Here is a 15163-nt window from a genome sequence, read left to right as displayed (position 1 = left end):
CAGCTTCTCCTTTCAAAGTAGCATTCAGGATTAGTATGAAGTAAAAGATTCACATTCATTCGAACGGATGAAAAGGGGACGGACAGGCTTTCTCGGACCGCCCTCCAAATATTGCCGCTGCCAAGCTGGCTGGATCCAGTTCAGAGCAGCAATTTTCGGGGGAAAGCCACACACTAACATTGAGAAAGCAGAAACCAAAAAGAAGAAGTAGCTTCTAATAAGGCCAAGCCTTCCTCGCTAGGGAAGGCTGTTTGCTTGCTGAATACATTGAAAGAGCATGCCCTACACATCCATGATGATCGGCAGGATCATGGGCCGACGCTTCGTTTTGGAGTATAGGTATTGACCGATGGATTCTTTTAGACCTTGCTTGAGACGATTCCATTGACTGACATTTTCTGCTTGAAGCTGATGAAGAGCAGCCAGTCCGACACGGCTTGCTTCCTCCATCAGCCCTTCCGCTTCCGGAGCAAATACGAAACCGCGGGAAATGAGCTCCGGACCCGAGATGATCTTTCCGTCTGCCTTGTTGCGTGTGACAACAACGACGAGGATGCCATCTTCCGAAAAGTGCTTGCGATCTCGCAGGATGACTGTTCCCACATCCCCGATACCGAATCCGTCTACTAGAGTGCTTCCTGCAGGTATTTTGCGTTCTTGCTTAGGGGCACCCTCTGAAAAATCCACGACATCGCCTATGTTGATGATAAACACATCTTCCCTGTCCATTCCCATCGATTCGGCAAGCAGGCGATGCTGATGAAGCATGCGGTACTCGCCATGGATGGGAATGAAGTAGGTCGGCTTCATGAGCGTCAGCATCAGCAGCTTGAGCTCTTCTTGGCTGCCGTGGCCGGAAACATGCATGCCCGTTGCGGAACCAGAGCCATAGATCACATTTGCCCCTAAGATAAATAGATTATCGACAATGCGCGAAACACTTTTTTCGTTTCCAGGTATGGGGGACGCAGAGAGAATCACCGTGTCCCCTGACTCTACCTTGACATTCCGGTAATTTCCTGTAGATAAGCGGGCCAGAGCGGCGTTGGGTTCTCCCTGGCTGCCTGTGCATAAGATGGCGATCTGATTGCGATTGAGCTGATCTGCTTCCTCGGGCTCGATGATCATACCTTCAGGCACATGCAGGTAACCCTGATCAGAAGCGATTCGCACCACGTTAACCATGCTTCTGCCAAGCAGCATGAGCTTGCGGTTTGTCAAAAGTGTCGCATCAATCACTTGCTGCAGGCGATAGACATTGGAGGCAAAGGTAGAAACGAAAATTTTGTGCTTCGCTTTGATAAAAGCTTCACGCAAATGATCGCCCATATGCTTTTCCGATGGAGTAAAGCCAGGGCGTTCAGCGTTCGTACTCTCGGACAACAATACAAGAACGCCTTTACTCCCGATTTCAGCCATTCGGTGAATGTCGGGTGTTTGATTATTGACGGGGGTCAAATCAAATTTGAAATCTCCGGTATGCACGACGGTTCCTTTCGGCGTTTCAAAAACAATACCAAGACAATCGGGAATGCTGTGGTTGGTCTGAAAGAAACGGATGGTGAACGCACCCAGATCTATGACGGATTTGGAATCGATCGTCGTGCGAGTGGTCGCTTGCAGTAAGCCGTGTTCCTTCAGCTTTTCTTCGATTAAGCCAAGCGTTAATCTGGTTCCGAAGATCGGCATGTTGAACTGTCTCAGCAAATAGGGGATACCGCCAATGAGCTTCGTCCATCTTATAGGATGAACAGGAAAAGAATTTCATGAACTGGTAAATAAAGGTGAATCAATGAAGATAAAAAAGAGGTCAACCATAATCGGTTGACCCCTTAATCGGATAAAAGTAAAGCTCGTAAAATCAGTTCTCTTTTGTAAGGAATACGTTATTCGTCTTTGCCTTGCGTTCAGCGATATAGGAAGCGACGCCCAAAAGTAGAGCCAGTCCTACCAGAATGGCGCCAACCCACGGGAGTGATGTGATAGCCAGATGCGTAATCACCCATCCGCCGATGAAAGCTCCAGCTGCATTTCCTAGATTACCGGCCGAATGGCTGGAGGTAGAGGCGAGAGCTGGTGCCGACTGTGCCAGGTTCATCACACGCACTTGCAGCCCTGGAAAAACAGCAAACGAAGCAGCTCCCCACAGAAAAATCGTAATCACCGCAGCGATCTGATTATACATCGTAAACGTAAACAGAGTCAGGATGATACAGATCGAAAAGTAAAGCCCCAGGACGGAAGGCATCAGCTTCCAATCGGCAAGCTTGCCGCCTACGATATTGCCGATAGTCACTCCACAGCCAAACAGTACGAGGATCCAAGTGACGGAATGCTCGGCAAAGCCGGTGACTTGCGTTAGCAGCGGCGTAATATAAGTGAAGACCGTGAAAAGTGCGGCATTGCCCAGTGCACCAATCAGGAGGTACAGAAGCAGCTTCGGTTGGACAAGCGCTTTGATTTGTCCAGTAATGCTCTCCGTATTTTGCTGCCGCATTTTTGGAACGAAAACCATGATTCCGACCCATGCAATGATTCCCATAATGGCAATCGTACCAAAGGAAGAGCGCCAGCCCATATGCTGACCAATAAAGGTTCCCAAAGGGACTCCAATGATATTGGCAATCGTCAAGCCTGCCATCATGATAGAGACGGCACTGGCACGTTTGTCCGGTGGAACTAGGCTGGAGGCAACCACTGCTCCCACTCCAAAAAATGTCCCATGAGTCAACGCCGTCAACATGCGAGCGGCCATCAAAACGGCGTAATTCGGAGCGATGACCGAAATTCCATTTCCGAAAATAAAAAGAAGCATCAGGAAGCACAGGAGCTTCTTTTGAGGAATGCGATGAGTGAGGATGGTCATGATCGGCGCCCCGACAGCGACCCCAAGAGCGTACATGGTAATGAGCTGCCCTGCTGACGAGATGCTGACCCCTAAGTCATCGGCCACGTTGGGGAGCAAACCCATGATGACAAATTCAGTCATTCCAATTGCAAATGAACCGAGCGTAAGCGAAAGCAAAGAGATCGAAAACGACTTTTTGTTTGCTTGTTCTTTGATCGAAAGCTGTGAAATTTCCATGAAGTAAATACAACCTTTCTGCTGTTTTACATCCGGTTAGAATGGCAGTACCTTTCATGTGCGCCGGACAAGAATGCCTGTTCCCTATTATTAAGTTTCACCCGCGTAAAAATCAAGGTTTTCTTCTCCTTGAAACCGTCTGGAAGTGTAAGGGGTACGGCCTAAAAAGAGCAAAGGGGAAATTCCATCTCTTCTAAAAAATCTAATAATTCCCATTTATCCTAAACCTCTATCTTTTCTTATGACTCTCCGATATACTTACAAAAATATCCTTTATCGGCAAGGAGGAATTATCCGAATGGTTTGGCTCCACAATCTGATAGCCCGTTATGACAGAGCAATCTGGATTCGGGTCATCGGAACGATTTTGACGACGTTTGCCGGCTTTATGCTCAGACCTTTCCTGGCTTTTTACCTGTATGACAGAATGGACGGCAATCTACTGTTAGCAGCAATGGTCACGAGCCTGCAGCCTTTAACGAGCATCATTTCTGGCTATTTTGCCGGCAGTCTCTCGGACAAGTACGGACGAAAGCCGTTGATGATAGCTGCACTCCTGATCGAGTCCGTCTCCATGGCAGGCTATATGTGGGCAGAGTCCCTTTTCGCCTTTGCCGCACTCACGATTCTGAACGGAGTCGGGGCCTCCCTGTTTTGGCCAGCTGCTAGCGCACAGGTGACAGATATCGTCCCAGAGGAGAAGAGGAGTGAGGTCTTCGCGCTGCTGCATACGGCCTTGAATTTGGGGGCTGCTGCAGGACCACTGATTGGTGTGGCACTGTACAAGATCAATCCGGGTATCGCTTTTGGCATATGCTCACTCGCTTTGTTCATCTACTGTCTGCTTATTGCCTGGCAGGTGCCGGAGACATTGCCGAAGGAAGCACGCGCTGGGGCAAAATCCAGCAAAGAAGAAAGCAATACCAGCCCTCGCTTTGTATGGTCTGAGCACAAAACGCTGTTTTGGATGGCACTCGCAGCTGTACCTTTATCGCTCCTGTATTCACAGGTCGAAATCATTCTCCCACAGCATCTGCGTACCAAATACGACGATTTTCTCACGATTTTCGCGACACTTTTGACGATCAATGGAATCCTGGTTGTCTGCTGTCAAATCGCGATCGCCAAATTCGCAGAACGATTTCCAGCCCACCGCGTCATTTTGACAGCGTACCTGTTCCTTGCCTGTGTCGGCTTCGGTTATGGGTGGGCACCAGGCATGATCGTGCTCATTCTTGCAGAGACGATGTTTACCATTGGCGAGATGCTGTACGGACCACAAATCCAAAAAGCGATCTCTGTCATGGCTCCCGATGAATTCCGTGGACGCTACTTCGCCGTGTTTGGTGCAAACTGGGGAATCACGGGAACCATCGGACCAACCGTAGGTGCCCTGGCATTTCGCAATTTCGGAGGAGCTTACTGGTTTTCCACGCTCAGCGTATTGCTCTTGATCGGGGGAATGTTTCAGTACCGTTTCGTCAAAAAAGCAATACGACACACGAAATCGACTCCTGCTTCTGCGGAGGAGCCGGCCATTTCCGGTTCGTAGTGATATCACAGATGATCTTTCGCCTTCCCATATGTTCATCTGGTGTATATGCTTACGGAAGATATTGAGCTAGACCCCCATGCTGCGCAGGTGTGCATGGGGGGTATCACACTTTCCTCATTTAATCCCACCTGATCCGATAAGATCGATGTTCACCTTGATATTCCATTCGAGTCGTGGATAAATGGCTTTCCATTTTTCCCAGTCTTCATCCCCATGATAATGAGTGGCCCGATAGCGTAAACCGAAACCAATCGGATCAACTCCAAGCGACTGGAGTTTTTCCAGAACATGACGATAGCGTTTGGCCGCTTCGGTTTCCGCTACTTCTTTATACCGGTCCCATTGCGAATTGTAGAAAGTCTGCTTGGATTCCTCGGTGATCCCTCTGATTCGCACATCCATCATAAGCTTAGGAGAGGAGGGGTTTCGTTCATCAAACTGATACGAATAACCAAAATAGGTCACATTCAAAGCGAATTGAACATTTTCTTTCTTGGTTTCGATATCGAAGTTTCGGATTTTCTTGGATAATTCATTAAAAATCCGGGTTTCTTCTGGATTTAAGATCGCTTTGATTTTTTCCTTGTCAAAGACAGCCACTCGATCAATTAAATAGGTTTCCTTCAATGGACGGATGACGGGTAAATACGGATCCAATCCTTTTTCGCTCAAGCGTCGATGGTAATCAAACAAAAATTCAGTAACGATAAAAGAAGATTCCGTTCCCTCCTTCAATTCAGAATATTATTTCTTGTCATAATATTGACAAGTTTTCGGCTGTCCATTATAGTTATGAATAACTTTCTGAAACTAGCAGCATACGGGGTGCGGTCAAATGAATCCGCTTGTACTCAGTGCAGGACAGTTAAAGCAAGAATTGACCAAGGTCTACAACGAAGTGAATTTGCAACTGTTTCAAATCGGGGTCAAACGGCTTCGCGTCGATTTTGTTGGGGATCGGATCTTATTCATGACGTACCATCGACGAGTCCCGGCTATTCGCTCGGTCGACGAGAAAAATCGGGAACTCACGCGAATGATGGATATTCTCCTGATCGACGAATTCAAAGCGCTGTTGAAGGGACGCCTAGAAACAAAATACGAAATCAAGGTGGTCTCCATTCTCAAGGATTACGACCCGGAAACCGAGCTCTCGGCAACCGTAGTCGTGCTCGAGCAGAATGTGGAGATGTACCTCCAAAAGCAAAGCTGACTGGTAGAATGATCTCAGGAATGAGTGCAGGACGGCCGTCAGTACGCAAATGAACAGGGGTTCGGGGTTATTCCCTATCCTGTTTGTTTGGTACTGGCGGCTATTTTTATTTCATAGAGGGAGGAAACCAAAATGACAACCATTTCGGATGTAGTTCTCGCACTAGACATACTTTCAGGAGGGAGGGTAAACGACCCCAATCCGATGCATTCCTTTTCCATTTGGAAGGATTCTGGGATTCGAGGGAAAAAGGTGCTAGAGAAGCCTGGCCTCGTTTGGGGCGACCCAATGCGCCAAGTGAAGAAACTGGCTGTTGCGATGACGCTCTCTGAGCACGACATTGAACTTGCGGCCGCCACCGGTGTAGATGCCATTGTGGCACATCACCCGATCGCAGATGCAGCCAGTTCGGGTGGAGTGACGCTAAAAAACTACCTGGGTCTCTCTGGGCTTGCGGTGCTGGAGCTTCATGAAGCCTTTCACGGACTTCACCCAGGCATAGCCTTTTTGCACGGCCATCAGGTGAGGTATGCCGACATTCATTACGGCGGTGTAGAAGGAAATGTTTTGTTTGTCGGTACGGTGTTGCCTGAGATTAAAGAGATGGGCCATATCCTTGATCGCCTTCACTCGTTTATGGGCTTGGAAGAGGAAGGAGAGCTGCTGAAGATGGAGCGCGAGATTCGGGGGAGCTCGTCGGTGATGGAGGCTACACTTGTCACGCAAGGGCGTATCGTACTGGGCAGTCGAGAGAGTCCCGTCAAACACGTGCTGCACATCTTCCCACACACAGGGTTTTCCCCAGCGCATTTGCGACAGGCAAAAGAGCAGTTTCCGGAGATTGACACCGTGCTTGCTTCCATTAGCCGAGTAAGAAGCGACAGTGAACTGGTTCAAGAGGCGAAGCGTTTAGGACTTCAGTTTGTCATAGGAAACTGCCATGTGCTGGAAATTTTAGAAAACGGTCTTCCTCTTGCGTATGCGCTCGAGAAGCTCCTTCCCGACGTGGAGGTGGTGGTGTTCCGAGAGCGGGTGACATCCATTCCGCTAAGAGAAATGGGAAGCAAGCGAATCCGGGAATATGCAGAGCGGATGGCCGACAACTATCTGGTCAAAAAAGTGAACGTGTAGGAAACGAGCGAGCAGAATAAGGGGGAAGAGGAATATGGCAAAACCACAGGAGCAGCTGGATAGTGTTTATACACTGCAGCAGGCAGCACAGAAAAGAGCATGGAGCCCCATCGAATGGGTAGGACTGGGATTGGTAGTAGCCGTCACGGTACTCTTAATCTTTCAGCCGAGTGTACTAGGTGATGCGTTTACCGCGATGTTAAACAAAGTGAAGCCGATTGTAGTCGACGTGTTTTTGATGGGGACGGTTGGCGTGGCGATCATCCTCAGTGTAATGACGGGGCGAATGCTAGAGCGCTTAGGCTTTACCGATGCCTTGATGCGAATCTTTGTGCCTATAACGGAGCGGATCCGCGTAAACCCGTCCGTCGTGATTCCAGGTATCTATAATATTCTCGGGGATATCAACGCGGCTGGTCGGATAGGCGGTCCCATCTTGAAGCGAGCAGGCGCAACCAAAGATGAACAAAAGATCGCCATCGCCACTATGGTGCAGTCGCAGCAGTCGTTTTCCTGTTTTATGCTCGGTCTCATCTGCTTGTCCATAGCTGGGATCGAGGCATTTCCCGTCGTGTTTCTTGCCATTTTCGCCCCACTTGTTGTCGTGCCTTTTGTGCTCAGCAAGACGATCTACCGGGATACGAAGTCAGTACCGCTTCGTGATCTTCCCTCGTTCACTCCAAGTACACCCTTTTTCACCACTCTTTTCAATGGGGCTAAGGAGGGTGCGGAGCTGCTGTTTCTTCTGGTCATTCCTGCAGCTGCCGTAATCTTTGGGATCATCGGCTTGCTAGATTACGCAGGGGCGTGGAAATGGATTGAAGGTGCGCTTTCATCAGGGCTCAGCTTGATTGGGGTAGATCCGAAGACGGGGATTACGGCAATCTTGGCTTCTCCGACACTCGCCATGGCTCAGCTAAAGGAAGTTGCTGCAACAATGGACCCAAGATTGGTGGTAGGAGCTTTCGTGCTGGCGGCCTCTGGTCTTCCACTCTCCGACGTGTTCGGGCAGATCCCTGCGATTTGGTCTGCCAACTCTGATCTTTCACCCCGTGAGGCTTTGTCTGCTGCTTTGGTAGGGATGGGGATGCGCATTGTGACCGTAGTGATCTTTGCGTTTGGATTGACACCGCTGCTGGTTTAAATAGAGCTTGGTAGGGAGTTGGCAGGCGAATCGATGGTGGTAGATATGTCACGTCCTCATTCCTAAGAGATTACGCTTGTGAATTTGTAAGGAGTTGCCTTCTGGCAGCTCCTTTTTCATTGATCAACGGCTTTCGGGATGCGAAAAGCTGAGTAAGACGTAAAAAAATTTTTACGAAATGGGGATAAAAATTTCTCCCTCTTGCTATTGTAACCGGCTGATCGGCACGGATGGATAAAGACTGGCTGCTATTTTAACGATGGCACGAGAATTGCTCTTAAAAAGATTGATGATTCACACAATGCGCTTTTTAAGGGGGATGCTTGCTAGGAAGGAAATACGAGCAGTTGCGATCGACACTAGAGAAGCAAACAGGCTGGAGAGGAGACATTTCAATTGATAGCAAACCTGCATCAGAAATTGGAGGATAGCTATGAACAAATGGTGGAGTGGAGACGGCACTTTCACCAGTACCAAACAATATGAACACGACCATAGAAGGCTTCGAGCCGGATGTTCTAGACTATTCAATCCTGCCGTACAAAAAGCCAGTCAACACACGATAATAAAGTGTTAGACTGGCTTAGGTTATTGAACTATTGATACCCGTTAGTATATTGATTTTATGTTATTGATAGCTTTCCCACAACACTGGGCATCATGGTGGTCAACTGGCTCGGCGGGAACGGGCCAAAGTTAGCCCAGCGAGGACCATGCCGATCAGCCCCATCATGATGGCCACGATTGCCCCGGCTCGCCCGCTGCCGGTGCCGAAACCACCAGTGAAGTTTGCCAGATGCAGCCCAGCGTAGACTATGACGATCAGCGCCATCACCGCGGCCACAATGGCCCCGCGTCTCCCTGAGCCGATGCCGAAACGACCGGCGGAGCGGGCCAGAGACACCCCACCTATGACCGCGCTGATCAGCCCCACCACCGCGTCCATCGTGGCCCAAAGTCGCCCGGTGGTTAATCCGTAAACGACATCAACGTTGGTCCCTTCAGCAGAGGCAATAGTTGGAACAAGTAGAAATGCACAAAGTACTGCGAATGAAGCTAGCCTCATTTTCATTTGTTAATCACTCCTCTTTGTTGTTTTTACAAACAGAATATAGAGAAGAGTTCGATTGGATTATCTGCTGGATCATCTGCAAGATCTGCTTACCACCAAAACCTGTGACAATATTAATGCAAGAAGCGTTGTCCACTTTACGCAGGTTCTCGACAAAGCCATTCAGGTGTATAAAAGTGTAAAATAATCCTTCGACCTCATAACCATTACTCCATTTCTGCTCAATTTCCGTAATTGGTGGATAAATCCACCACCCCCTTACCCTTAGCGCCTAGTTCCAGCTGCGCCTCTCAATCAGCATCGCACACAGTCCACTGCTCATTCCTTACACTTTCATCGTACGTTTTCAATAAACCGATCCCCTGTTCAATTTTGTTCTTGTTTTTCGCGGCTATTTCTTTCCTTTCACAGCCAGTTTACACAACAAATGTCGAGAACTTATGCAGATCTTCCTCTGTTTGCGTGAATTTCTTCAGTAATCTGTCAAATCCCGTTATAATTTTGCGTTAGAGGTATTACTCGCAATGGAAGCAGATTATTATGGAAAGGTGTGATTGAAATGGATGCGAAATTGTTGCTTGTGGAGGACGAACCGGGCATGCTTGAGGAAATGCACAGCTTTCTGCAACGTGAAGGGTTTCAGGTATTGAGCGCTCGTACCGGCAAGGAAGCACTAACGATCGCCCGATCTGAGCGGCCTGATCTCATCGTGCTTGATTGGATGCTCCCCGAGAAAAGCGGTATCGATGTATGCCGTGAAATCAGGCAAACTTCGCAATGCGGCATTATTATGGTCACTGCAAGATCTGAGGAGTCAGATAAGATTGTCGGTCTGGAAATCGGTGCGGATGATTATTTGACGAAGCCGTTCAGCTTGCGGGAGCTCGCTTCGCGCATCCGAGCTTTGCTTCGCCGCTTACGCGGACCTGAAGACAAGTCGATGTTCTTGGAAAGAGACAACTTGATCATTTCCGAGCCCAAATGTCAGGTTTTCAAAGACAGCCAGGAAATCCAATTGACACCTACTGAATTCAAAATTCTGTTCACACTGGCGAGTCGTCCCGGCATTGTCTTTAGCCGTTTGCAATTGTTAAAGTCTGCTTTGGAGGATGAATACATGGGATACGAAAGAACGATGGACTCTCATATTCGGAATCTTCGCCGCAAACTGGGAGACGATCCTGCCAATCCTCGATATATTCAAACGGTTTATGGATTCGGTTACCGATTCGGTGAACATTCATGAAGATGACGGTCCGGATGAAAATATTTGCTATGGGACTGCTCTTGCTCATTGTGGGTAACACCATCTCCCTCACAACACAAGTTTACACAGGCGGCTTGTTCGATCAATTTCAAAGAGAACAAATTGATGACACCTATTTGAGCGCCTCGCCAAAAGAGCAGATCGAAATATTAAAATCATATTTCCTTGAAAAAATGGAGCTGAACGTAATAATTAGAGCGTCCATTTTTGTTTTGATCGGGTTGTCCTTTAGTTTTTGGATATCGGGAGTGCTGACCCTCCCGCTCAAAAAGCTTATAACCGCTATAGAGCGCGTGTCACAGGGCGACTTGAACGTCAAAGTACCAGTAGACACGAAAGATGAGTATGGGAAAGTCGCCCAAACGTTCAATGACATGACGTTTCGTCTGCTTGAGGCCGAAGAAGCCCGCAGAAGATTGGTGGCCGATGTTGCTCACGAGCTTCGCACGCCACTGTCCATTATGCAGCTTAAACTGGAGAATTATCAGCAAGACAGTAATTATATCGCACCAGAAAGGCTGCTTCGGATTCATGATGAGGTGATACGAATGAGCATGCTTGTAGATGATCTTCATGTCTTGTCGTTGGCAGAAGCTGGCCGATTGTCGCTCGATCGCAAACCGCTCGATCTGACGGTACACCTGGAACGAATCGTGGACGATTTGAAATACGAAGCAGAAGAAAATGGATTGGACATTCGCCTTTATACAATTTCAAGGCCTCTTAGCGTGATGGCCGATGCGAGACGGATCACGCAGGTTTTCTTTAATTTGCTAACCAATGCGATTCGTTACACACCACGTGGAGGGAAGATTACGGTTGAAATCGAAGACCGGGTCGTTGATCGGAATGCGTTCTATGCACGTGTCTCGGTGATTGATACCGGCATCGGAATCCCGAGGGAACATTTGCTCCACCTATTCGATCGATTTTATCGCGTAGACGAGGCACGCTCGCGACATACAGGCGGTTCGGGGCTCGGATTATCCATCTCCCATCATTTTGTAAGAGCCCACGGTGGTTTCATTCGCGTTGCGAGTCAGCCTGATAAAGGTACTATATTTACTGTTTATCTTCCTATAGGCAATGATAATTAAAAAAAGTTGATAACTTCGCGCACAAATATACAGGAATCTCCGGCATAATTTCTTTATTTTCAGGAAACATAATTTCTTTTGGTTGGAAAAGTAACGTCAATGGTACTCCCCACGGTAAGATAGGCGACCACCCCTCAATAGTTCCAAACCCATAGCTTCGCTTGAGATGCAAGATCCCTGTCTCAACCAGCTTAAACATGGTCATTGTGGGTAGTGGGAAAACTGTTTTCGCGTCGGGGTTGATCCCCAATAAAGTCCACGTTCTCCCGGCTACCGCTATCTTATAGCGCCCAAGTAATAAGGCCAACCAGAAATCACTGGTTGACCTGATAAATAAAGTCCTAGACTGCCACTGCGCTTTCATCTTATCGATGCCCGTTAGCCAACCATGCAGCGCAGCTGCACCACAGCCGGCGAAGAAGGTCGTTTCAACATGGTGCCTAGTGCCCAACCGTTAGTCTGACTCCGGCTTCCACGGTGCATCACAGATTGTCGTACCCTTTTTGGTTTTTATTTTCATGGGAGTGAAAGAAGGGCATCATCCGTCTTAAAAAACCTCCAGCCACTTCCAGAGCCCCATCGCCTGGTACCCGTGCAGGAAATGCCTAACCCGGAGCTTTCCTTGAAGGAAGCGATGGATGGGTACGAGAAATCACTGATCGAGAGAGAGTGGCGGACGAGCGCGGGGAAAATCGCGGAAACAGCTAGGAGGCTCGGGATCTCCAAGCAGCTGTTGAAATACAAATTGGACAAGTACCGCTTGCGATGAGAATTGCATTGGAAGAGAAAGAAGCCGCTACAGAGCGGTTTCTTTTTTTGTTTGCCATCTTTCGTTAAAGGCGCTCCCACTTATTCCATGCAGCTTTTTGTTCAGCTCGGGCCCGTAGCAGAAATGGGGGGAAGGAAAGCTGGTAAATAATAAACGATGTGGAGTACCCCTTGTGTTAGGTGTATTAAGTGATATAATACACTACATACGCAGGAAAGGGCAGGAGGAAAGCCCATGGAGGAACAAAAGATTGGCTCATTGCGGTTCAAGATTGATTTTAGCCAGCCGTTGTATGAGCAAATCCTGGATCAAGTACGAAGCGCCATTGCAAAAGGAGAAATCGAATTGGGAGCAAAAATGCCATCCGTACGCGAGCTTGCCCTAGAGCTTCGGGTGAATCCAAATACGGTAATGAGGGCCTATCAGGAGCTGGAACGTGACGGGTTGACGGAAAAACGCAGAGGACAAGGAACATACGTTACTTCGTCAGCTGAGAGAGTGCAGCTGTTCCGGACAGAGCTGGCATCGAAGTACATGGATTCTTTTTTGGAGCAGATGGCGAGTTTGGGAATATCTTTATCAGAAATTCAGGGCTATTTGAGCAAGAAGTATCCGAACGAAACGGGGGGAACCAGATGATGGTGATACAGCCTATTGTCCAATGTGTTCAACTTTCGAAGCGATATGGTAAAAAATACGCGCTGAACCACCTTGATCTGAGTATCCCCGCAGGAAAAATCGTCGGTGTACTTGGTCCAAACGGTTGTGGTAAATCCACTTTGTTTCGGGCCATCACGGGCTTGATTGCTCCCGATGAAGGAGAGCTTCGCGTGCTGGGGCAGCCGCCTGGCTGGCAGACAAACCGGCACATCGGTTATTTGCCCGATCGTGCACGCTGGTATCCGCGGCATACTGCCTTGCAAGCGTTCGAATGGGGTGCCTCTTTTTTGCCGGGCTTTGATCTGGAAGCAGCCAAGACGTTCGCCGCGTATATGGACGTCGATTTGGAGATGAGTCTGGCTGGCATGAGCAAAGGGCAGGAGGCAAGGGTGATGCTGATTCTCTGCATGGCTCCCGAGGTTCCACTCATCATTTTGGATGAACCATTTGCCGGGATTGATTTCATCTCCAGAGAAGCGATTATTTCAGGGATGATCGATTATTTGGAGGATCGGGAGGTGTCGATCCTGATCAGCACACACGACATTCAGGAAGTGGAAGGACTGTTCGATTATATCGTTCTCATGGATCAAGGAAAGGCAATCTGGTCAGGCGAATCGGAGGAGCTGCGGGGACAATACGGATCTCTCCACGACGTATTCAGGACGTTTTACAAAAGGGAGTGGAGTCGATGAATTGGCGAACGTTTAGGAAGCTCGTCCATCATGAGTGGAAGCTGAAAGGAAGCAGAAGGCGGCTGGACCGCTCACATACTCATCGGTACGGACGGTTGCTGTACGTTGCCCTTCTTGCTCTCGCCGGCATCGGAGTAGCCACGTATTTTGCGATCAACGGCCAGCTCGAGCTGCATCAGCTGTGGGGTGTCGCGATCGGGTTCCCTTACATGCTCGTGGTTATGGGCGTTTTGATGCTGAGAAGAGAGTGGGAGAATGGAACATTTGGATGGTGGCTGACTTTGCCTTACTCACGGCTGAGTCTGATAGGTGCCAAATTTTTCGCTGCCTGGCTGCGAACAGTTGCAGTATCCTGCGTGGTATATGTGGTGATCTCGCTGTTTGCTGGAATCCTCACTTTGCTGGTGGGAGGATATTCAGCTGAGGACGTGTGGGTGACCATGCTGGCAGGGCTGCCATTGCTGGGAATAGTCATTGGTTTCAGCCCGATCATTCTTTCCCTAAGTCTTTTGCTGGCCACCTTTCATTACACGACCTTGCGCGTTTTCAGTCCCATTCTCTGGATCGGCATTATCGGCGGCTTGAGTACTTTCTACAACGGGTTCCAAACCTTTTTGCCCAGCTATCATATGGCGCAGCGCTTTTTCAGTGCTCAGCCAGGACCTTTGATTCCCCACCTTGGGGCAGTGCTGATAGGCATGGTGATCAGCTGGGTTATCGCTTATCTTTTCATTCGCATAGCGGCCTATCTGCTCGAACGAAAGCTGTCCATTTAAGAGCAGAAGGAAAGTAAAAAACGTAAACATCAAACTAATGAGGAAAGGACAGAGATGTCATGCAATCCTTTATTCCTATTGTAATTGTTGTGTTAATAGTCGGCTTGGGAATATGGCTAAAGTCCAGACGAGGGAAAAAACCCATAAAGGGAAAAGGCTACGGAATATTGGTCCCACTTGCCGTGATGCTTGTGGGAGTTCCTTTGGGGTTGTACCAGCTCATGCACATTCCAGGGAAAACGTTTCATATGCCGGCAGTGTGGGAGCTGCTCATCGCTATTCTCCTTGGAGTCATCTTCGGGGTCGTGATGCTGACGCAAACGGAGTACGAGAGAAGGGAAGATGGGTTGATCTACCCGAAGCCCAACCGGAATCTCAAATATATATTGATCGCGATTGTGGCTATTCGCCTATTGCTGACTCAGTACTTCAAATCCATTGATGTAGTGGAATTTTCCGTTCTCATGATGTGTATGGGAGCCCTTTACGTCGGCATCTGGAGAATCGGAAGCTACATCAAGTTTACGAAAACCGTTTCAAGCCACGTCGGACAGAGGATATAGAGAGGGCTAGCGGGTTGCCACGACTGGCTGCCCACTTGGTGAGAAGTGAAAATCTCCCCATAAATATGAAGGAGCCACCTGAGGATGAAAAATCCAAGACGGTGGTTCTTTTATTCTTTCGCCTTGCGTGCCATCA

14 protein-coding genes and 1 pseudogene are annotated in these 15163 nt (G+C 48.6%); 11 read left to right on the top strand and 4 right to left on the bottom strand.

The genetic code is table 11. The annotated features are described in order from the left end of the window. Positions 1–282: 282 nt before the first annotated feature. A pseudogene (locus tag EDM55_RS11580) lies at positions 283–1725 on the bottom strand (ribonuclease J); the annotation flags it as partial. Positions 1726–1861: 136 nt separating this feature from the next. After that, positions 1862–3085: an MFS transporter gene (locus EDM55_RS11575; RefSeq protein ID WP_092276525.1), complete on the bottom strand. Its 1224-nt coding sequence runs from the start codon at positions 3083–3085 to the stop codon at positions 1862–1864. 298 nt (positions 3086–3383) lie between these two features. On the opposite strand from EDM55_RS11575, the gene EDM55_RS11570 reads away from it, so the two are divergent. After that, positions 3384–4637 (top strand): MDR family MFS transporter, encoded by a 1254-nt coding sequence (locus EDM55_RS11570; RefSeq protein WP_122960411.1) that lies wholly within the window; start codon positions 3384–3386, stop codon positions 4635–4637. Positions 4638–4754: 117 nt separating this feature from the next. Here the strand turns inward: EDM55_RS11570 and EDM55_RS11565 are convergent, their stop codons facing one another. After that, positions 4755–5375, bottom strand: coding sequence for a Ger(x)C family spore germination C-terminal domain-containing protein (locus tag EDM55_RS11565; protein ID WP_122960410.1), 621 nt, complete (start codon positions 5373–5375; stop codon positions 4755–4757). Between the two features lie 100 nt (positions 5376–5475). Between EDM55_RS11565 and EDM55_RS11560 the strand changes: the two genes are divergently transcribed. The 3 genes from EDM55_RS11560 to EDM55_RS11550 all read left to right on the top strand — a co-directional run bounded on the left by EDM55_RS11560 (position 5476) and on the right by EDM55_RS11550 (position 8128). Further along, entirely contained in the window at positions 5476–5853 is a 378-nt protein-coding gene (locus EDM55_RS11560; RefSeq protein ID WP_092276537.1) for a Na-translocating system protein MpsC family protein, read from the top strand. Between the two features lie 132 nt (positions 5854–5985). Continuing rightward, positions 5986–6984 carry a Nif3-like dinuclear metal center hexameric protein gene (locus tag EDM55_RS11555; protein WP_092276540.1) on the top strand — a complete coding sequence of 333 codons (999 nt, stop codon included), beginning with the start codon at positions 5986–5988 and terminating at the stop codon, positions 6982–6984. A 34-nt stretch (positions 6985–7018) separates the two neighbouring features. Beyond that, entirely contained in the window at positions 7019–8128 is a 1110-nt protein-coding gene (locus tag EDM55_RS11550; protein ID WP_218033676.1) for a hypothetical protein, read from the top strand. 667 nt (positions 8129–8795) lie between these two features. On the opposite strand, the gene EDM55_RS11545 is transcribed toward EDM55_RS11550, so the two are convergent. After that, positions 8796–9200 carry a DUF6223 family protein gene (locus EDM55_RS11545; RefSeq protein ID WP_122960409.1) on the bottom strand — a complete coding sequence of 135 codons (405 nt, stop codon included), beginning with the start codon at positions 9198–9200 and terminating at the stop codon, positions 8796–8798. A 559-nt stretch (positions 9201–9759) separates the two neighbouring features. Here EDM55_RS11545 and EDM55_RS11540 point away from each other — a divergent pair. The 7 genes from EDM55_RS11540 (at position 9760) to EDM55_RS11505 (ending at position 15027) form a co-directional block, all read left to right on the top strand. Next, positions 9760–10446 (top strand): response regulator, encoded by a 687-nt coding sequence (locus tag EDM55_RS11540; protein ID WP_122960408.1) that lies wholly within the window; start codon positions 9760–9762, stop codon positions 10444–10446. Further along, entirely contained in the window at positions 10443–11564 is a 1122-nt protein-coding gene (locus EDM55_RS11535; protein ID WP_122960407.1) for a sensor histidine kinase, read from the top strand. Before EDM55_RS11540 ends, EDM55_RS11535 begins: the two co-directional genes overlap by 4 nt. A 622-nt stretch (positions 11565–12186) precedes the next feature. Next, positions 12187–12333 (top strand): helix-turn-helix domain-containing protein, encoded by a 147-nt coding sequence (locus EDM55_RS11525; RefSeq protein ID WP_183191714.1) that lies wholly within the window; start codon positions 12187–12189, stop codon positions 12331–12333. Positions 12334–12567: 234 nt separating this feature from the next. Beyond that, a complete protein-coding gene (locus tag EDM55_RS11520; RefSeq protein ID WP_092276546.1) occupies positions 12568–12972 on the top strand; it encodes a GntR family transcriptional regulator in 405 nt (134 codons plus the stop codon). Continuing rightward, positions 12969–13688, top strand: coding sequence for an ABC transporter ATP-binding protein (locus EDM55_RS11515; RefSeq protein WP_246070795.1), 720 nt, complete (start codon positions 12969–12971; stop codon positions 13686–13688). Before EDM55_RS11520 ends, EDM55_RS11515 begins: the two co-directional genes overlap by 4 nt. Next, positions 13685–14464, top strand: a complete 780-nt coding sequence (locus EDM55_RS11510) for an ABC transporter permease (RefSeq protein ID WP_122960403.1) — start codon at positions 13685–13687, stop codon at positions 14462–14464. Before EDM55_RS11515 ends, EDM55_RS11510 begins: the two co-directional genes overlap by 4 nt. Before the next feature lie 59 nt (positions 14465–14523). Beyond that, a complete protein-coding gene (locus EDM55_RS11505; protein ID WP_122960402.1) occupies positions 14524–15027 on the top strand; it encodes a CcdC protein domain-containing protein in 504 nt (167 codons plus the stop codon). The last annotated feature ends 136 nt before the right edge of the window (positions 15028–15163 follow it).

Origin of the sequence: Brevibacillus centrosporus, from assembly GCF_003710815.1 — a bacterium.
GTDB classification, from domain to species: Bacteria; Bacillota; Bacilli; order Brevibacillales; family Brevibacillaceae; genus Brevibacillus; species Brevibacillus centrosporus.
The sequence above is the reverse complement of the archived record's forward strand: the minus strand, read 5'-3'. Positions and strand labels throughout refer to the sequence as shown.